The sequence below is a fragment of the Saccharospirillum mangrovi genome (genome assembly GCF_003367315.1).
In the GTDB taxonomy this organism is placed as follows: Bacteria; Pseudomonadota; Gammaproteobacteria; order Pseudomonadales; family Natronospirillaceae; genus Saccharospirillum; species Saccharospirillum mangrovi.
Window position 1 is genome coordinate 2,999,147 of the sequence record NZ_CP031415.1, and the last position, 16,963, is coordinate 3,016,109.

The 16,963-nt window shown below is 59.7% G+C and carries 14 protein-coding genes; 11 read left to right on the top strand and 3 right to left on the bottom strand.

Translation table 11 applies throughout. The annotated features are described in order from the left end of the window. The first annotated feature begins 127 nt into the window (after positions 1–127). The 10 genes from DW349_RS14185 to DW349_RS14230 all read left to right on the top strand — a co-directional run bounded on the left by DW349_RS14185 (position 128) and on the right by DW349_RS14230 (position 10,874). Complete coding sequence (locus DW349_RS14185) at positions 128–2,314, top strand: primosomal protein N' (RefSeq protein WP_157954397.1); 2,187 nt, start codon at positions 128–130, stop codon at positions 2,312–2,314. Positions 2,315–2,415: 101 nt separating this feature from the next. Continuing rightward, a complete protein-coding gene (argS, locus tag DW349_RS14190) occupies positions 2,416–4,101 on the top strand; it encodes an arginine--tRNA ligase (protein ID WP_108126388.1) in 1,686 nt (561 codons plus the stop codon). Then, the gene (locus DW349_RS14195; RefSeq protein ID WP_108126389.1) at positions 4,102–4,707 is read left to right on the top strand and encodes an SPOR domain-containing protein; all 606 of its coding nucleotides are present in this window, start codon (positions 4,102–4,104) and stop codon (positions 4,705–4,707) included. It begins immediately after the preceding gene. Between the two features lie 160 nt (positions 4,708–4,867). Next, on the top strand, positions 4,868–5,386 hold the full coding sequence (gene hslV / locus DW349_RS14200) for an ATP-dependent protease subunit HslV (RefSeq protein WP_108126390.1): 519 nt from the start codon (positions 4,868–4,870) through the stop codon (positions 5,384–5,386). 10 nt (positions 5,387–5,396) lie between these two features. Continuing rightward, complete coding sequence (gene hslU, locus DW349_RS14205) at positions 5,397–6,743, top strand: ATP-dependent protease ATPase subunit HslU (RefSeq protein WP_108126391.1); 1,347 nt, start codon at positions 5,397–5,399, stop codon at positions 6,741–6,743. 1 nt (position 6,744) lies between these two features. After that, positions 6,745–7,125: a gamma-butyrobetaine hydroxylase family protein gene (locus DW349_RS14210; RefSeq protein WP_108126392.1), complete on the top strand. Its 381-nt coding sequence runs from the start codon at positions 6,745–6,747 to the stop codon at positions 7,123–7,125. A 252-nt stretch (positions 7,126–7,377) separates the two neighbouring features. Beyond that, positions 7,378–8,841, top strand: coding sequence for a 4-hydroxy-3-polyprenylbenzoate decarboxylase (gene ubiD / locus DW349_RS14215; protein ID WP_108126393.1), 1,464 nt, complete (start codon positions 7,378–7,380; stop codon positions 8,839–8,841). Positions 8,842–8,927: 86 nt separating this feature from the next. Beyond that, positions 8,928–9,341 (top strand): YgjV family protein, encoded by a 414-nt coding sequence (locus tag DW349_RS14220; protein ID WP_108126394.1) that lies wholly within the window; start codon positions 8,928–8,930, stop codon positions 9,339–9,341. A 73-nt stretch (positions 9,342–9,414) separates the two neighbouring features. Next, entirely contained in the window at positions 9,415–10,128 is a 714-nt protein-coding gene (locus DW349_RS14225) for a ferredoxin reductase domain-containing protein (protein ID WP_108126395.1), read from the top strand. After that, complete coding sequence (locus DW349_RS14230) at positions 10,128–10,874, top strand: TrmB family transcriptional regulator (RefSeq protein ID WP_108126396.1); 747 nt, start codon at positions 10,128–10,130, stop codon at positions 10,872–10,874. Before DW349_RS14225 ends, DW349_RS14230 begins: the two co-directional genes overlap by 1 nt. A gap of 405 nt (positions 10,875–11,279) precedes the next feature. On the opposite strand, the gene DW349_RS14235 is transcribed toward DW349_RS14230, so the two are convergent. From DW349_RS14235 to betC, 3 genes are all read right to left on the bottom strand, one after another. Continuing rightward, positions 11,280–13,112, bottom strand: coding sequence for a methyl-accepting chemotaxis protein (locus tag DW349_RS14235; RefSeq protein ID WP_108126397.1), 1,833 nt, complete (start codon positions 13,110–13,112; stop codon positions 11,280–11,282). A gap of 264 nt (positions 13,113–13,376) precedes the next feature. Beyond that, positions 13,377–14,324, bottom strand: coding sequence for a choline ABC transporter substrate-binding protein (choX, locus tag DW349_RS14240; RefSeq protein WP_108126398.1), 948 nt, complete (start codon positions 14,322–14,324; stop codon positions 13,377–13,379). A 35-nt stretch (positions 14,325–14,359) separates the two neighbouring features. After that, positions 14,360–15,883, bottom strand: a complete 1,524-nt coding sequence (gene betC, locus DW349_RS14245; RefSeq protein WP_108126399.1) for a choline-sulfatase — start codon at positions 15,881–15,883, stop codon at positions 14,360–14,362. A gap of 141 nt (positions 15,884–16,024) precedes the next feature. On the opposite strand from betC, the gene DW349_RS14250 reads away from it, so the two are divergent. Next, positions 16,025–16,948 (top strand): choline sulfate utilization transcriptional regulator, encoded by a 924-nt coding sequence (locus tag DW349_RS14250; RefSeq protein ID WP_108126400.1) that lies wholly within the window; start codon positions 16,025–16,027, stop codon positions 16,946–16,948. Positions 16,949–16,963: the final 15 nt, after the last annotated feature.

Consider the following 16,963-nt stretch of genomic DNA (forward strand, 5'->3'; position numbering starts at 1 on the left):
GCCGCCACCCGGTCTATTGCCGGGCACCGCAACTTTGACGTAAGAATCGGCTTCGGGGCACAATGCGCCTGCCCTGTCGCCGTGACCCCCATTTTGGGGGAGCGCAATCATACCAGAGTCTTTTCGATTGACAACCACCGCCGTTCAGCTCGCCGATATCGTCGTTCCCGGCCCGTTTTCGGGTCCACTCAGCTACCGGATTCCGGTCGATCTGTCAGTGGTTGTCGGCGCTCGTTGCCAGGTGCCGCTGCGCAACAAAATCGTGGTTGGCATCGTGGTCGAAGTGCGTTCGGCCAGCAACGACGACAAGCTCGATAAACTCAAACCCATCGACACCGTTTTAGATGCAACGCCTTTGCTCGACGCCAGCCTGCTCGACGTCGCGCAATGGATGTCTCGCTACTATTTATACGACGCCGCCAGCGCTTACTTGCTGGCATTGCCAACGCTGCTGCGCAACGGCGAATCGGCCGAGCTGATTCGCGAGGCCCGGGTGGAATTGACCATCGCCGGCGAACACCTCGAAGCCAGCCAGTTAAAAGGCAAACGCCAGAGCGAAGCGCTGCTGTGGCTGCAAACCCACGGCGCAGCCACGCCATCCGAGCTGCGCCGTCACGGCATCGACCGGCCACACTGGCGCGGCTTGATCGACAAACGCCTGGCGCACGAAGTGGCGCTCAGCGTTGAACCGCGTGCACCGACCGGCCAGTTACGCCAATCGCCACTGACGCTGAACGACGAACAACAGTCGGCGTTATTAAAGCTGCACGACGACGCTTTCAACGTGCTGCTGCTCGAAGGCGTCACCGGCAGCGGCAAAACCGAAGTCTATTTACAAGCGATGGCGCGCACGCTGGCTGCCGGTAAACGCGTGCTGGTGCTGGTGCCGGAAATCGGCCTGACGCCGCAAACGCTGGAACGTTTTCAACAGCGCTTCGCCGACGAACTGGTCGCCCTGCATTCGGGCCTGACCGACAAGGAACGCCACAACGCCTGGCTGCAAGCGCAACACGGCGAGGCCGCCATCGTCGTCGGTACGCGCTCGGCGGTGCTGACCCCGTTGCCCGATCTGGGTTTGATCGTTATCGACGAAGAACACGATGCGTCCTTTAAACAGCAGGACACGCTGCGCTACCACGCCCGCGACGTGGCTATTTTCCGCGCCCGCCAGGCCGATATTCCGGTCATTCTCGGTTCGGCGACGCCGTCGCTGGAATCGCTGCATAACGCCCGCAACGGCCGCTACCAACACGCCGAGCTGAAACAACGCGCCGCCGGCCGCGCCCGGCCGCAGCTGGAAACCATCGACATGCGTCGGCAGCAACACGAGCACGGCATTTCCGAACGGCTGCGTTATCGCATCGCCGACCATCTGGCTCAGGGCCAGCAAGTGTTGTTGTTCCTGAACCGACGCGGCTACGCGCCAAGCTGGTTTTGCAGCGCCTGCGGCTGGATGGCCGACTGCCCGTTTTGCGATGCCCGCCTGACTTACCATCGCGGCCGCCACCAAACCATTTGCCACCACTGCGGCTATCAATCGCGCCCGGAAACCACCTGCCCGGATTGCGGCAGTCACGAACTGATGCCGCTCGGTGCCGGCACCGAACGCGCTGAAGAGGCGCTGGAACAATGGTTTCCACAGATACCCATCATCCGTTTCGACCGCGATGCCATCACCACCGCCGACGCCCTGAACCGGCAACTGGAACGCACCCGCGAAGCCGGGCCGGCGATTCTGGTTGGCACGCAGATGCTGGCCAAAGGCCACCATTTCGAAAACGTCACCCTGGTCGGCATTCTCGATCTCGACGCGGGTTTGTTCAGCGCCGATTTCCGCTCGCGTGAACGCACCGGACAATTGCTGGTGCAGGTCGCCGGCCGCGCTGGCCGAGGTGATGCCGCCGGCGAAGTGCTGCTGCAAAGCTGGCACCCGGACCATCCGTTTTTTGAACCCTTGTTGCAGCAGGATTATCCGCGCTTCAGCGACCAGTTATTGCGCGAACGCCAACCGGCCGGTCTGCCACCGTTCGGGTTTCTGGCCTGTCTGCGTGCCGACTCCGCTTACCCGCAGCAAGCGGAAAATCGGCTCGCCGAAATGGCCGACTTTTTATTACAACATCCGGGCATTCGGGTGTTCGGCCCGCTGCCGGCAATTTTGTCGCGCCGCGCTGGCAAACATCGCTTTGTGCTGGTGGTGCAATCGGATAAACGCAGCCAGTTGCACGCCGCGCTCGAACCGCTGGTGCGACACTACCCGCGCCAGCAACGCGCACTCAGTTGGCACCTCGACATCGACCCCTTGGAAACGCTGTAACCGGCTCTTGCCTTTGGTTCTCTGTCGGTGGTTCAGACCACCCATTTTGTGGATAATGCGGCCCTTTCCCATTTCCCGCTCGACCCGGAGTAACCCGACCCATGAAAGACGCTGTTGTTGAACTGTTGAACCAGGCCGTCGCACGGCTGAAAAACGAAGGCCAGATCCCAGCGGATCTGCCCGTGCGCGTTATGGTCGACAACAGCCGCGATAAGACTCATGGCGATCTGGCCTCCAACCTGGCGCTGATCCTGGCGAAACCCTGCGGCAAGCCGCCGCGTGCCATCGCCGAAGCGCTGATCGCGGCGCTGCCGGATAACGATTTGATCGACAACGTCGAAATCGCCGGCCCCGGTTTTATCAACTTTTATCTGGCCGGTGCGTCGCAAGCGGAAATCGTCAAAGACATTCTCGCTGCCAAGACTGACTTCGGTCGCAACAGCAACGGCGCGCAGCAAAAAGTGCAGGTGGAATTTGTTTCCGCCAACCCGACTGGCCCGTTGCACGTCGGTCACGGTCGCGGTGCAGCGGTCGGCGATTCGCTGTGCCGCGTGCTGGCCGCCAACGGCTGGGACGTAACCCGCGAGTTCTACTACAACGATGCCGGCGCGCAGATTCAGAACCTGGCGTTGTCGGTTCAGGCGCGAGCCCAAGGCATCGGCCCGGACGACGCCGGCTGGCCGGAAGACGGCTACCGTGGCGACTACATCGCTGATGTCGCTCAGGCCTACATGGACAAAGCCACCATCGACGCCGACGACCGCCACGTCACCGGCAGCGGCGATGCCAACGATCTGAACGCCATCCGCGACTTCGCCGTCGCCTATTTGCGCCGTGAACAGGATTTGGATCTGAAAGCCTTCGGCGTCGAATTCGATGTGTTCTATCTGGAATCGTCGCTGTATGAAACCGGCAAGGTCGAAGCCACCGTCAAGCAGTTGATTGAGCAAGGTCACACCTACGAACAGGACGGCGCGCTGTGGCTGCGCACCACCGATTTCGGCGACGACAAAGACCGCGTCATGCGCAAACAGGATGGCCTCTACACCTACTTCCTGCCGGACGTTGCCTACCACAAAGACAAGTTCGAACGCGGCTTCAAGCGCGTCATCAACGAACAGGGCGCCGATCACCATTCAACCGTCAACCGCGTTCGCGCCGGTTTGCAGGCGCTGAACGAAGGCATTCCGGCCGGCTTCCCGGATTACGTGCTGCACCAGATGGTGATGGTCACCAAGGGCGGCGAAGAAGTGAAACTGTCGAAACGCGCCGGCAGCTATGTGACGCTGCGCGATCTGATCGACGAAGTTGGCCGCGACGCCACGCGTTACTTCCTGGTCTCGCGCCGCGCCGATTCGCAACTGACTTTCGACATCGACCTGGCACGCAGCCAAAGCAGCGACAACCCGGTCTACTACATCCAATACGCCCACGCCCGCGTGCATGCGCTGTTGCGCAAATTGAACGAGCAGGGCCACGACTACGATCAGGCCGCCGGTATCGAAGCGCTTGGTCAGTTGGAGCTGGACGACGAACGCGAACTGATCACCCAGTTGCGTCGCTACCCCGAAGTGGTGGAACATGCCGGCAACAGTTTGGAACCGGCGGTCATCGCAACTTATCTGAAAGACCTGGCAGGCCTGTTCCACGCTTACTACAACAACAACCGCATGCTGGTGGACGACGCGGCCTTGCGTAACGGCCGCGTGGCGTTGTCCGTCGCCATCGGTCAGGTGTTGTTCAACGGTCTCGACCTGCTCGGCGTCAGCGCCCCGGAGACGATGTAAGTGGCCAGAGATTACGCCAACAAGCGCCAACCCGAACCCGATCGTTCACGCGTTCCGCGCTGGGTATGGATTTTCACCGCCTGTGCTTCGGTCGCTTTTGTTGGCTTCCTCTATTACCTCAGCCAAGTGCCCCCCGATGGCAGCAGCAGCGGCACTCAGGCGCTGAAAGAACGTTTGCAACAGGCGTTGCCGGAAGCCTCGATCAACAACGACGACAGCAAAAACAGCAGCGCGCGCACGCCAACATTGGAAGAAGCGTTCGAGTTTTACCAATTGCTGAAAGACGACGAAGTGCCGGTGCCCGCCGCGACGCCTCGGCCGTCTACTAACAGCGGCGGCAGCACCTCGCCAGCGGCACCTGCGTCCGGCAACCGTTGGGAAATTCAGGTCGCTTCGTTCAGCGACGTAACCGACGCCGAACGGCTGCGCGCCCAGTTGATCATCAACGGCCTGACCAACACCCATCTGACCGAGGCCGACCTGGGCGACCGTGGCATTTACCATCGCGTGATGGTCGGTCCGTTCAGTGACCGCTCGCAGTTAAACAAAGCGCAAGACATCCTCGCCGACCTGAACCATCAGGTCATGGTGCGCAGCCTCAACTGATCGCGTACCCGCCATCAAGATCGCCCGTCGGGAAGCCAAAGGTCACAGCCTGACTCTGGCTTCCCTTTGAAATCCCATCCCTGCCCCCACCTAGCTCGCTTGAAGTCAGCTCTTGAAGTCAACTTTAAAGCAACTTTTAAGTCACCCAAGGTAAGTACGCATGACTACGATAGTTTCTGTGCGCCGCGACGATGCTGTGGTTGTCGGTGGCGACGGCCAGGTTTCCCTCGGCAACACCGTGATGAAAGGCAACGCCCGCAAAGTCCGCCGGCTGTACAACGACCGCGTCATTGCCGGTTTCGCCGGTAGCACCGCCGATGCCTTCACCCTGTTTGAAAAATTCGAAAGCCACTTGCAACAGCACAGCGGCCACCTGACGCGCTCGGCCGTCGAACTCGCCAAAGAATGGCGCAGCGACCGCGCCCTGCGACGGCTCGAAGCGATGCTGATCGTCGCCGATAAAGAAACGACGTTGGTGATCTCCGGTAATGGCGATGTGGTTGAACCCGAACACGGCATTACCGCCATCGGTTCCGGCGGCAACTTTGCATTGGCCGCCGCCCGCGCTTTGCACGAAAACACCGAGATGGGCGCCGAAGACATCGCCCGCAAGGCGCTCGATATTGCCGCCGATATTTGCGTGTTCACCAACCACAACGCCATTTACGAATCGCTCTGAGGTCATATAGATGTCGACCATGACTCCCCGTGAAATTGTCCACGAACTGGACAAGTACATCATCGGCCAGGACAACGCCAAACGCGCTGTCGCCATCGCCCTGCGCAACCGCTGGCGTCGCATGCAACTCGACGACACCATGCGCGAGGAAATCACGCCGAAAAACATTTTGATGATCGGCCCGACCGGCGTCGGTAAAACCGAAATCGCCCGACGTCTGGCGAAACTCGCCAACGCGCCCTTCATTAAAATTGAAGCCACAAAATTCACCGAAGTCGGTTACGTTGGCCGCGACGTCGAAAGCATCGTTCGCGACTTAGTGGAAACCGGCATAAAAATGTTCCGCGAACAGGCCATGCAAAGCGCCCGTCCGCGCGCCGAAGACGCCGCCGAAGATCGCATTCTCGACATCCTGCTGCCGCCCGCGCGCGACAGCAATTTCGGCGACGACGGCGTAGAAAAACCCAAAGCCGACAGCAACACCCGGCAGATTTTCCGCAAGAAACTGCGCCAGGGTGAACTGGACGACAAAGAGATCGAAATCGAAGTCGCGCAAGCCAGCGTCGGTGTCGAAATCATGGCACCGCCGGGCATGGAAGAAATGACCAGCCAGTTGCAAAGCATGTTCGCCAACCTCGGCGGCCAGCATCGCAACAAGAAAAAGCGCACGCTGAAAGTGAAAGACGCGCTGAAGCAGTTGGTCGAAGAAGAAGCCGCCAAGCTGGTCAATGAAGAAGAGTTAAAGCAGGAAGCGGTAAAAGCGGTCGAGCAAAACGGCATCGTTTTCCTCGATGAAATCGACAAGATCGCCAAGAACGATCAACGCGGTGGCGGCGATGTCAGCCGCGAAGGCGTGCAGCGCGATTTGCTGCCGCTGATCGAAGGCAGCACCGTCAGCACCAAATACGGCATGATCCGCACCGACCACATTTTGTTCATCGGCAGCGGCGCGTTTCACTTCTCCAAACCGAGCGATCTGATTCCGGAATTGCAGGGTCGTTTGCCGATTCGTGTTGAACTCGATGCGCTGACGCCGAACGATTTCAAACGCATTCTGACCGAGCCGGATTACTGCATCACCGAGCAATACAAAGCCTTGATGAGCGCCGAAGGTTTGAACGTGGATTTCACCGACGACGCCATCGAAGCGCTGGCGCAAACCGCCTATCAGGTCAACGAAAGCACCGAGAACATTGGCGCACGCCGACTGCACACCATCATGGAACGCTTGTTCGAAGACCTGTCGTTCCGCGCCAGTGAACTCTCTGGCGAGAAAGTCACCATCGATGCGGCTTACGTCGAAAAATTCCTCGGCGAACTGTCGAAAAACGAAGACCTGAGCCGGTTCATTCTCTGATATGAGCCAAGCCCCGACCGCACTCAACTATCGCCGCGTCGACACCGAGCTGGACATCACCTGGCCGGACGGCACGGTGCATCGGTTGAGCGCCGAGTATTTGCGCGTGCATTCGCGCTCAGCCGAAGTGCGCGGCCACGGTGCCGGTCAGGCGATTCTGCAACACGGCAAACGCGGCGTCGGCATCAACGCCATCGAGCCGGTCGGCCGCTACGCGGTGCGACTGGTGTTCGACGACGGCCACGATTCGGGTCTGTACGACTGGGGCTATCTGCGCGAACTGGGCGATCGGTTCGACGATCATTGGCAGGCTTATTTGGATGCATTGGCCGCTGCCGGAAAATCGCGCGAGCCGATGTTTATTCAGGCGAAGCAGCTTTAGGTTCGCTGGTTAGCTGGTCTGTTCCAAGCCTCTGTTGAGATCCCGGATATGGCTGCGCCATTCCGGGATGACGGGGTCAGTTCAGTTGCCAAGTTATAACCTGACTTCAGTTACCGCCTCGTCATCCCGGAAAGGCCAACGGCCTTATCCGGGATCTCACCAAACCACCGCACGCCCTGCCGACCTCCATTTGGGCTTTACCGCGCGATGCATTAGCATGGCGGCCGACTTCCCAAGCAGCGATTTTTCCCGATGAAATACCGCGATCTGCGCGACTTCCTGACCGGCCTGGAACAACGCGGCGAATTGCTGCGCATCACCGAGCCGGTGAATCCAAAACTGGAAATGACCGATCTGTGCGACCGGGTGTTGCGCAAGGCCGGCCCGGCGTTGTTATTCGAAAACCCGACCGGATTCGATATGCCGGTGTTGGGCAATTTGTTCGGCACACCGGAACGTGTCGCCATGGGTATGGGCGCGGAATCGCTACAGGATTTACGCGAGATCGGCAAAGTGCTGTCTTACCTGAAAGAACCCGATCCGCCCAAGGGTTTAAAAGACGCCTGGGACAAAGCGCCGCTGCTGAAAAAAGTGCTGTCGATGGCGCCGAAAACGGTGCGCAAGGCCGCCTGCCAGGAAGAAATCTTCGAAGGCCCGGATGTCGATCTGGGCAAGTTGCCGGTCTGGACCTGCTGGCCGGAAGACGCCGCACCCTTGGTCACCTGGCCGTTGGTCATCACCCAAGGCCCGCAAGGTGGCCGCGTTAATCTGGGTATTTATCGGCAGCAGGTGATCGGCAAGAACAAGCTGATTATGCGCTGGTTGTCGCATCGTGGCGGCGCGTTGGATTTTCAGGCCTGGCAAAAAGAAAAACCCGGCGAGCCGTTTCCGATTGCCGTTGCCCTCGGTGCCGACCCGGCGACGATTTTGGGCGCGGTCACCCCGGTGCCGGATTCGTTGTCCGAATACGCCTTTGCGGGTTTGTTGCGCGACAGCCGTACTGAGTTGGTCAAATGCGGCATTCACGATTTAAAAGTGCCGGCCAGCGCGGAAATCATTCTCGAAGGCTTTTTGTACCCGGGCGAGATGGCCGACGAAGGTCCGTACGGCGACCACACCGGCTATTACAACGAAGTCGAGTGCTTCCCGGTGTTCACCGTCGAGCGCATGACGCATCGCCACAACCCCATCTACCACTCCACCTACACCGGCCGCCCGCCCGATGAACCGGCGGTTCTGGGTGTGGCATTGAACGAAGTCTTCGTGCCGATTCTGCAAAAGCAGTTTCCGGAAATTGTCGACTTCTACCTGCCACCAGAAGGCTGCTCTTACCGACTGGCCGTGGTCAGCATGAAGAAGCAGTACGCCGGCCACGCCAAGCGCGTGATGATGGGCGTCTGGTCGTTCCTGCGGCAGTTTATGTACACCAAGTACGTGATCGTGGTCGATGACGACGTTGATGCGCGCGACTGGAAAGACGTTATCTGGGCGATGACCACGCGCATGGACCCCAAGCGCGATACCGTGCTGATCGAAAATACACCCATCGATTACCTCGATTTCGCCAGCCCGGTAGCCGGTCTCGGCTCGAAGATGGGCATGGACGCAACCAACAAGTGGCCGGGCGAAACCGACCGCGAATGGGGCCGGCCGATCAGCAAGGACGCCGAGGTGTCCAAAAAAGTGGACGAATTGATGAACAAATTGGGTTTATGAGTCGCAGACCGGTACCTTGATTTCCCAGGATTCAGCAATAAAATCCTGACCGTTCATTCAAGTATTGCAAGGCAAGGGCACCCTTCATGCAGTGGTTAGAAATCTACGGTTACCTCGGTTCCGCCTTGATCGCCATCTCGTTGATGATGGGCGACATCCGCAAACTCCGTTGGATCAATCTCGTCGGCGCCAGCACATTCTCCAGCTATGGTCTGATGATTCAGGCCTGGCCGGTGGCTCTGCTGAACGGCTTTATCGTGCTGATCGACATCGTGCATCTGTGGCAGATTTACCGCCGCCCGGCGCCATTGAGCCAGGTCGATTTCGATGGCGACGACGCCTACGTGCGCAATGTGCTGGTGCAGAGCCTGCCGCAGGCGAGCGCCGTTGAAGCCGGCCAACGCATTCGCGTCAGCTACCGTGGCAGCCAGCCAGTGGCGTTGGAATTGCTGGCTTCGGAAACCCCGGCGCTGCGCAACAACGAGTCGCTCGCCGCCTGAGTCATTCCGCTAAAAACAGGCTCCGTTGACTGTGTATAATGTCCATTGACATTGACCAAACGGAGCCTGTTTCGTGTCCACACCCCAGCTGCACACCGCCACCCTCCACGATCTCAAAGCCCTCAGCGGCGACGTCTGGCAGGTGCAACTGAAACCGCTCACCCCCTATTCCTTTGAAGCCGGCCAATACCTGCAATTGCACATTCCTGGCTTCAACGACCTGTATTACACCATCGCCTCTGCGCCGCAGAACCCCTGTCTGGAACTGCACATTCAGACCGGCACCGACCAGGCCGACGCGTTGATCGCGCATTTGAAACACGCCGAATCGGTACAACTGAGCGACCCCGGTGGCGACACCCGCCTAAGCCAATTGCCGGTTGAAACCGGCCCGCTGCTGCTGATCGCCTCCGGCACCGGCTTCAGCCAGATCAAAGCCATCGTCGATGACTTGCTGGCGCAACACAGCACGCGACCGCTGTATCTGTACTGGTCCGGCCACCGGCTCAGCCAGTTGTACATGCTCGAGCGCGCCGAACATTGGGCCGATCAATATGCCAACGTCCACACCTCGGCGCTGATTTTTGAGCAGAGCCATTGGGACGACAAACACCAGATGCTGGTCAACGCCATTCATGGCGACCACGACGATCTCGACCAATGCCAGGCCATTTGCTGCGGCTCACCGGCCATGGTCTACACCCTGCTCGATGCGCTGTGCGAACAAGGCTTCCGAACCGACGCCATGCTCAGCGACGTCTTTCAATTCGCCCCGAGGGAAGCTTGATGAACACCGCCGATGTACTGCGCACCTTTGGTTTGGAACCGCGCGAAACGCGCATTTATCTGGCCTTGCTGCAATCCGGCCCGGCGTCGATTCGCGACATCGCCGACCGCGCTGGCATCAACCGCGGCACCACGCACGAGTTGCTCAAGCGCATGCAGCAAAAAGGCGTGGTCAGCTATTTTCCCAAAGGCAAGCGCCGCCATTTCAGTGCTGAGCCGCCGAAGCGATTGAAAGAGCTGGCGCTCAATCACCAGCAGCAGGTGACCGAGGCGATGGAGTTGCTGGATGAAAAAGTGATACCGGAACTGAGCCATTTACGGCCAGCCACCGGCAACGCCGATGTGCATTACTACGAAGGCGACGACGGCATTGAGCTGGTGTTGAAAGACATTCTGTCGACCGTCAGCGAACAGGAAAACCCGTCTTATTGCATTTATTCGGCCAAGGCGATTCGAAAATACCTGTACCGGCCGTTCCCGAACTACACCCGTCAGCGGGTCAAGCTGGGCATCAAGGTGCGGGTGATCGCGATTGGTGAAGGCGGCGAGGAAGCGGCGTTGGCGGATCGGAAATGGATCAACGAAGCGTCGAGCGAACGCGCCGGCAGTTACATCGCCATCTACCCGCCGAAAATGGCGATGATTTCGTTAAGCCACGGCGACCTGCCGACCGCCGTGGTCATCAACTCTCCCACCATCGCCAACACTCAGCAGACCATTTTCAATACCCTCTGGGATTCGCTGTAAGCCAATTGCGACGGCACCTGCGGCACCGTTTCGTGCAAGGCGGGATGGTGCAAGTGTGCGGATGATGAATGCGATCGTGCCAACTGGCCGGGGCTGTCGCAGCCAGTGAAAATCAAACACGCCAGTGCGGCCAAAATGCCCAACCAGCGTTGACGATCCGTGTCGAATATAGGGCGCATAAACGTTCTCCTGCCGAACCAAAAGGCAGGTGATCGCTGACCCGGATAAACATCGCCGGCCGCCAGAGATCACCCATCGCAGGCATCGTCTCAGGCGACCGTTTGAACAAATGTTGGACCGAACGTGGTTTTTTGCCGCAAGCGTGAAAAAAAGCGCAATTAATGCGCACGCAGGGCGATGAAGAAGGAGAAAGCGGAGAAACGGAACGCCCTCCGAACGGACGAATCAGACGGTAAAGCGTTCCGTCTGCTGGCGCAGCCGGTTGGATTGCTCGGCAATGTCATGCACCCCGGCCACCGTATGTTGTGCCTGCTCGGCCACCTGCGCGATCAGGCTGGCAATGCTGGTAACGCTGCCGTCGATGGAATCGGTGGCTTCGCTTTGTTCCTGCGTGGCCTGGGAAATGTGCTCGTTGGTGGCGCGAATCTCGGCGACGATGGCAAACACCCCGTCCATCACCACGCTGGCCTCCTCACTGAGTTCACCTGCGGCTTGCGCCGACTGCACCGCCTGATCCATCGCTTGCACGGTAGTGCCCACTTCGGCGGCGAACTGCTCGATCATGGTTTTGATTTCCGCCGAGGAGTTTTCCGTTTTCTGCGCCAGAGTGCGTACTTCCTCGGCTACGACCGCAAAACCACGGCCGTATTCGCCAGCGCGCGCCGCCTCAATAGCGGCGTTCAGCGCCAGCAGGTTGGTCTGCTCCGACACTTCCTGAATCACATCGATCACCGCCTGAATATCGCTGGCGCGTTCCGCCAGGCGGTTCAGGTTGCCGGCGGCGGTACCGATTTCCTCTTGCAGGCGCGCTTCCTGTTCGCCACTGGCGCGAGAGCGTTCGGCGCCGTGGCGACATTCCTGCTCCGCTTGCGACGCGCGTTCGGCCGCCTCCGACGTGCTTTGGTTGATGCCGCGCACCGTCGCCGATAATTCATTGATGGCTGCGGCCACCTGTTCCACTTCGTCGTTCAGCCGGTCCAGAATGCGGCCCACTTCTTCGTTGGCGCGGCTGTTGTCGCCAACCCGATCGGACATCGTTGCCGCACCACTGCGCACATCGCGGATGATGTCGCCAAAACTCTGCAACATGGCGTTAACGCTCTGCGCGATCAGGCCGACTTCGTCGCGCCGCTTCAGATGCACGCGTTCGCTCAGGTTGGCGGTTTCGTCGATGCGCTTGATCGAGCGTTGCAACTGCAACACCGGCCCACTGACCGAACGCGCCAGCACCCAGCCAACACCGATAAACAACACGCCGATCACCGCCAACGTCATCCAACCCTGTACGCCGGTGGCGTTGGCCTGATCGACCACGGCTTCGATATCGACCGATAAGTTAGTGCCCACTTCCGCCACGCTGGCCGCCGCCTGTTCAACATCGAGCACCGTCGCTTCCAGTTCCGACAGCGCATCCGCTACCCGGTCGTTGGCCGCCACCACGGATTCATTCGCCATGTCGGCCACCACTTCGACCATGGTGTTCATCGAAATAAAGGGTGTTTGGGTGGTTTGCACCAGACGGCGGCCGCCGGCGTCGTCACCGGAGCGGAAGGCTGCGATGGCATCGCCGATGCGTTTATTAAAGCTGTCGAGATCGAGCAAGAAGACGTCCATCGCTTCGCCCAGATCGGCATCCAGATCCGACAATACGGCCACGGCCTCGCGCAATTCGGTTTCGCTGCGGTCTCCTTCGCCGATATCGGTATTGGATTGGGACGCGGTAGAGGCAAAGCGCCAGAACAAAAATTCGGGGTAAAGCTGCAACACCACGCTGGCCTGCTGCTGAATAGCCAGGGCGTTCAATTGATCGTCGAGGGTGCTGTGCTGCTGCGCCAACTGGGCTTTTTGCGCCTGCACGACGTCGTTCTGATGCGCCAGGGTTTGCTGTTGCTGGCCGATGCGGTCGAGTTGTTGCCGGTTGCGCTCCACCAGTTGCTGCAAGTCGATCAACACCCAGGCAAATCCGACCGCCAGCAACGCCACCATCAAGGCCACCAACACCTGAGTGCGCACAAACAGCGACCAGCGGTTGGGGTGCAGTGATTGCAGTGACAACATCTCAAAACCTCGACTGGATCACAAAAAGCCCAGTCTAGCAAAGCCGGGCGCAAACGGCTTGGCCGGAACACCGTTACGCCGCTGGAACCCGACGTTCCATGCGATATTCCGACCAGTTACAGCGGTTATCGACCTTTTATAACCAGACTTGAAAATTCCCCGGCAACAATCATGCGGCAATAAAAAAGCCCCGATCGCACAACGACCGGGGCAACACCCGAAGAGGCATCGGGTCAGGAGCGTAGGGTTGCGCTCAAAACGGAGTTACAAACCCAGAGCCGCACGCACCGCCGGCAAGCCGGGCTCGCCATCGACGGTCTCAACGCCATCAAGCCAGCCAGCCAACACCTCGGGGTGTTGTTTCAGGTAATCGCGCGCGGCGGTGTCGGCATCGGCGTCACCACTGAGCACGGTGCCCATGATGCCGCTTTCCATATCCAGACCGAATTCCAGGTTGGCAAGTAATTGGCCGACGTTGGCGCAGTCGTCGCTGTAGCCTTTGCGGGTCAGCGTATAAACGGTGGCGCCGCCGTAGTTGGCACCGAAGTAATCGTCACCGCCGGACAAATACGCCAGGTCGAAACGGATGTTCATCGGGTGCGGTTCCCAGGCCAGGAAGACAATAAAGTTGTCACCACGCACCTGACGGCCTACCTGATTCAGCATCGCCTGCTCGCTCGATTCCACCAGCTCCCAGTCGTTCAGGCCGAAGTCGTCGCTGTCGATCATCGACTGAATCGATTCGTTGGCCGGTGCGCCCGGTTCGATGCCGTAAATCTGGTGATCGAATTCGTCGCCGTAGGCGGCAAGATCGGCAAAGCTTTCCACGCCCGCGTCCTGCACAAATTGCGGCACCGCCAGGGTGAATTTCGCGCCTTCGAGGTTGGCACCGAGTTGGTCGAAACCGTCGCGGTATTCATCGAAAAAGCCTTGCTGCGCCGGCATCCAGTTACCCAGAAAGACGTCGATTTCATTGGTGGTCAGCGCCTGAAAACCGATCGGCACTGCCAACAGTTTCACTTCGGTCTGGTAACCCAGGCCTTCGAGTACGGTGCTGGTCAGCGCATTGGTGACGCCGATGTCGGTCCAGCCCGGATCGCTGAAACGAACCGTCTGGCATTGCTCGGCCACGTCGGCCTGAACGGTCGGAACGATGGCGGCGCTGGCGCAGAGGGCCAGAGTGAACAGTCCCGGGCGAATGTGCAGTGTCATGGTGTGTCCTCTTGCTGGGGTTTGGGGACGCAGCCTCATTCGGCCACGCGGGGAAAACGGGCGCGGTATTCGACATCGCCCAAGTCAAAGGTGTTGCGCATGTACTGGCCGCTGGCATCGGTGTGCGGCTGATGATCCCAGGATGTGACCTTGCCTTTGGCCAGCGCACTAGCAACCAGCCGGCGGCGGCGCTGGCTGTCGAGAACATCCTGATGCACCGCATCGAGATTCCAGTTATCCGCAATTTCCTGCCGGAAGGCGGCCAGGCGTTCAGCTTCGTTCGGATCATCGACCCGATTGTGAATTTCCTGCGGATCATCCGCCAGGTTGTACAACTGATCGGGATCGACCGGCGAATGAATGAACTTGTAGTCGCCGCGCCGAATCATCAACAGCGGCGCGGCCGTGCCTTCGCCCATGTATTCGCCGATCACTTCGTCGTGGCCGCCACGGCCGGTCAGATGCGGCACCAGGCTGCGGCCTTCCAGATCAGTTGCATAGTCGACACCGCCGCCGGCCAGTTCCACCAGCGTCGGCAGCAGATCCATGGTCGAAACGCTTTCCTTTACCCGGCGCGGCGAAAATTGCTTCGGCGCGCAGACAATCAACGGCACCCGCGTTGACCATTCGAAGAAGCTCATTTTGTACCAGAGCCCACGCTCACCAAGCATGTCGCCGTGGTCGCCGCAGAAGACGATTAAGGTGTTGTCGGCCAGACCCGTTTCATCGAGCGTATCGAGCAGCGCGCCAATCTGATCGTCAACGTAACTGATGGCACCGAAGTAAGCGTGGCGGGCGTTGCGGATTTGCTGCTCGCTGATCTCGGTCGTATCGACCTGATACAGCTGGCGCAACCGCTGCGAATGCGGATCGCTCGGCGCGTCGCTGTAACTGAGCGACGGCAGCGGAATGTCGTCATCGCGGTAGCGATCCCAGTATTGCTGCCCAATGGCGTACGGATCGTGCGGGTGCGTCATCGAAACGGTCAGGCAGAACGGCCGGTCGCCGGCGTCGTCACGGGCGCGATCGTACAGATAGCGCTTGGCGTGGAACACCACTTCGTCGTCAAAATCGAGCTGGTTCGAACGCACGCACGGCCCGGCCTGCGTCACCGACGACATATCGTGATACCAGGTCGGCCGGCTGGCATCGCCGTCCCAATTCACCGCCCAGCCGTAATCGGCCGGATAAATATCGGTGGTGAAACGCTCTTCGTAGCCGTGCAACTGGTCCGGCCCGCAGAAATGCATCTTGCCGGACAGGGCGGTGCGATAGCCCATCTCACGCAGATAGTGCGCAAAGGTCGGCACGTCGGAACGCAACTCGGCAGCATTGTCGTAAGCGCCAATTTTCGACGGCAGCCGCCCGGTCATAAACACAAACCGCGACGGTGCACACAGCGGGCTGTTGCAGTAAGCGGACTCGAACAGCACGCCGCGCTCGGCCAGCTTCATCAGATGGGGAATCTGCACCGGGCTGTTGGGATCGTGCAGCGGCAATAGCGGCGCGGTCATCTGGTCGGCCATCAGGATCAGGATATTGGGTTGGGCTTGGGTCATCTTGGTAAACACTCTGACGATTGAAACGGTCACCCACGAAACATAAGAAAAAGGAATGCTATGTAACGCTGTCGTCATGGTGTTGGGCCAGAAAACGGCTGTAAACTGGGTGCCGACTTATAGAAACCATAAGTATGACTTATGCACCAAAAGAGCGATTTGCCACCGTTGGCGACGTTGCAGGCGTTCGAGGCCGCAGCCCGACTGAATTCGTTCACCGCTGCGGCCAAAGCGTTGAACAGCACCCAGCCGGCCATCAGCCAGCATGTGCACCGCCTTGAAGCAGATTTGGATGTGCGTTTGTTTGAACGCCAGGCACGCGGCGTGCGGCTGACGCGTGTCGGCCAGCAACTCTACGAAGCAGTCGCCGACGGCCTGGCCCGGCTGGCGCAGGGTTACGACGAAGCGCGCCGCCACAGCGACAGCACGGTGATCAATCTGGTCACCGATTTCGCCGTCGCCACCTACTGGATACTGCCGCGCCTGCGCCGTTTCCGCGACGCCCATCCGGACGTCGATGTGCGCATCATCACCTCTCAGCAACCGCTGTTGCCGGATCAGGCTGAGGCCGACATCGCCATCCTGTTCGCCCGTGGCTCAACCTTGCGCGCGCCATCGCGGCGGCTGTTTTCCGAAGCCGTCTCGCCGGTGGTCAGCCCGATATTGCTCGACCGACTGCAACTACCAGCCAGTGCCGAGGCACTGAATCAGTTACCGTTGCTGCAATTGGAAGCCGACTACCACAGCGGCTGGTTCGACTGGCCGGCGTTGTTTCCCAAGCTCGGCCTGGGCCGCTCACCGCAGGAAGCCGAGTTGATCTTCAACAACTACACCCTGCTGTTGCAGGCAGCGCTCTCGGGCCAGGGCGCGGCCATCGGCTGGTCGCCTTTTATCGAACCGATGCTCGCCAGCGGCGGCCTGGTAGCGTTGACCGACACCCCGGTTCGCGGCGATGACGACCTGGGTTATCACCTCGCTTTTCCCAGCCACCAGCGGTTGGCCCCGGCCGTCTGGACGCTGGCCGACTGGTTGCAGGAAGAAAGCCGGAGTGCGCGTCACCGCTAGCGCCTTGGTCTGAAC

Coding starts and splice junctions, on each gene's coding strand:
- argS (WP_108126388.1), top strand. CDS start 2,416: ATGAAAGACGCTGTTGTTGAACTGTTGAACCAGGCCGTCGCACGGCTG.
- hslV (WP_108126390.1), top strand. CDS start 4,868: ATGACTACGATAGTTTCTGTGCGCCGCGACGATGCTGTGGTTGTCGGT.
- hslU (WP_108126391.1), top strand. CDS start 5,397: ATGTCGACCATGACTCCCCGTGAAATTGTCCACGAACTGGACAAGTAC.
- DW349_RS14210 (WP_108126392.1), top strand. CDS start 6,745: ATGAGCCAAGCCCCGACCGCACTCAACTATCGCCGCGTCGACACCGAG.
- ubiD (WP_108126393.1), top strand. CDS start 7,378: ATGAAATACCGCGATCTGCGCGACTTCCTGACCGGCCTGGAACAACGC.
- DW349_RS14220 (WP_108126394.1), top strand. CDS start 8,928: ATGCAGTGGTTAGAAATCTACGGTTACCTCGGTTCCGCCTTGATCGCC.
- DW349_RS14230 (WP_108126396.1), top strand. CDS start 10,128: ATGAACACCGCCGATGTACTGCGCACCTTTGGTTTGGAACCGCGCGAA.
- DW349_RS14235 (WP_108126397.1), bottom strand. CDS start 13,112: ATGTTGTCACTGCAATCACTGCACCCCAACCGCTGGTCGCTGTTTGTG.
- choX (WP_108126398.1), bottom strand. CDS start 14,324: ATGACACTGCACATTCGCCCGGGACTGTTCACTCTGGCCCTCTGCGCC.
- betC (WP_108126399.1), bottom strand. CDS start 15,883: ATGACCCAAGCCCAACCCAATATCCTGATCCTGATGGCCGACCAGATG.
- DW349_RS14250 (WP_108126400.1), top strand. CDS start 16,025: ATGCACCAAAAGAGCGATTTGCCACCGTTGGCGACGTTGCAGGCGTTC.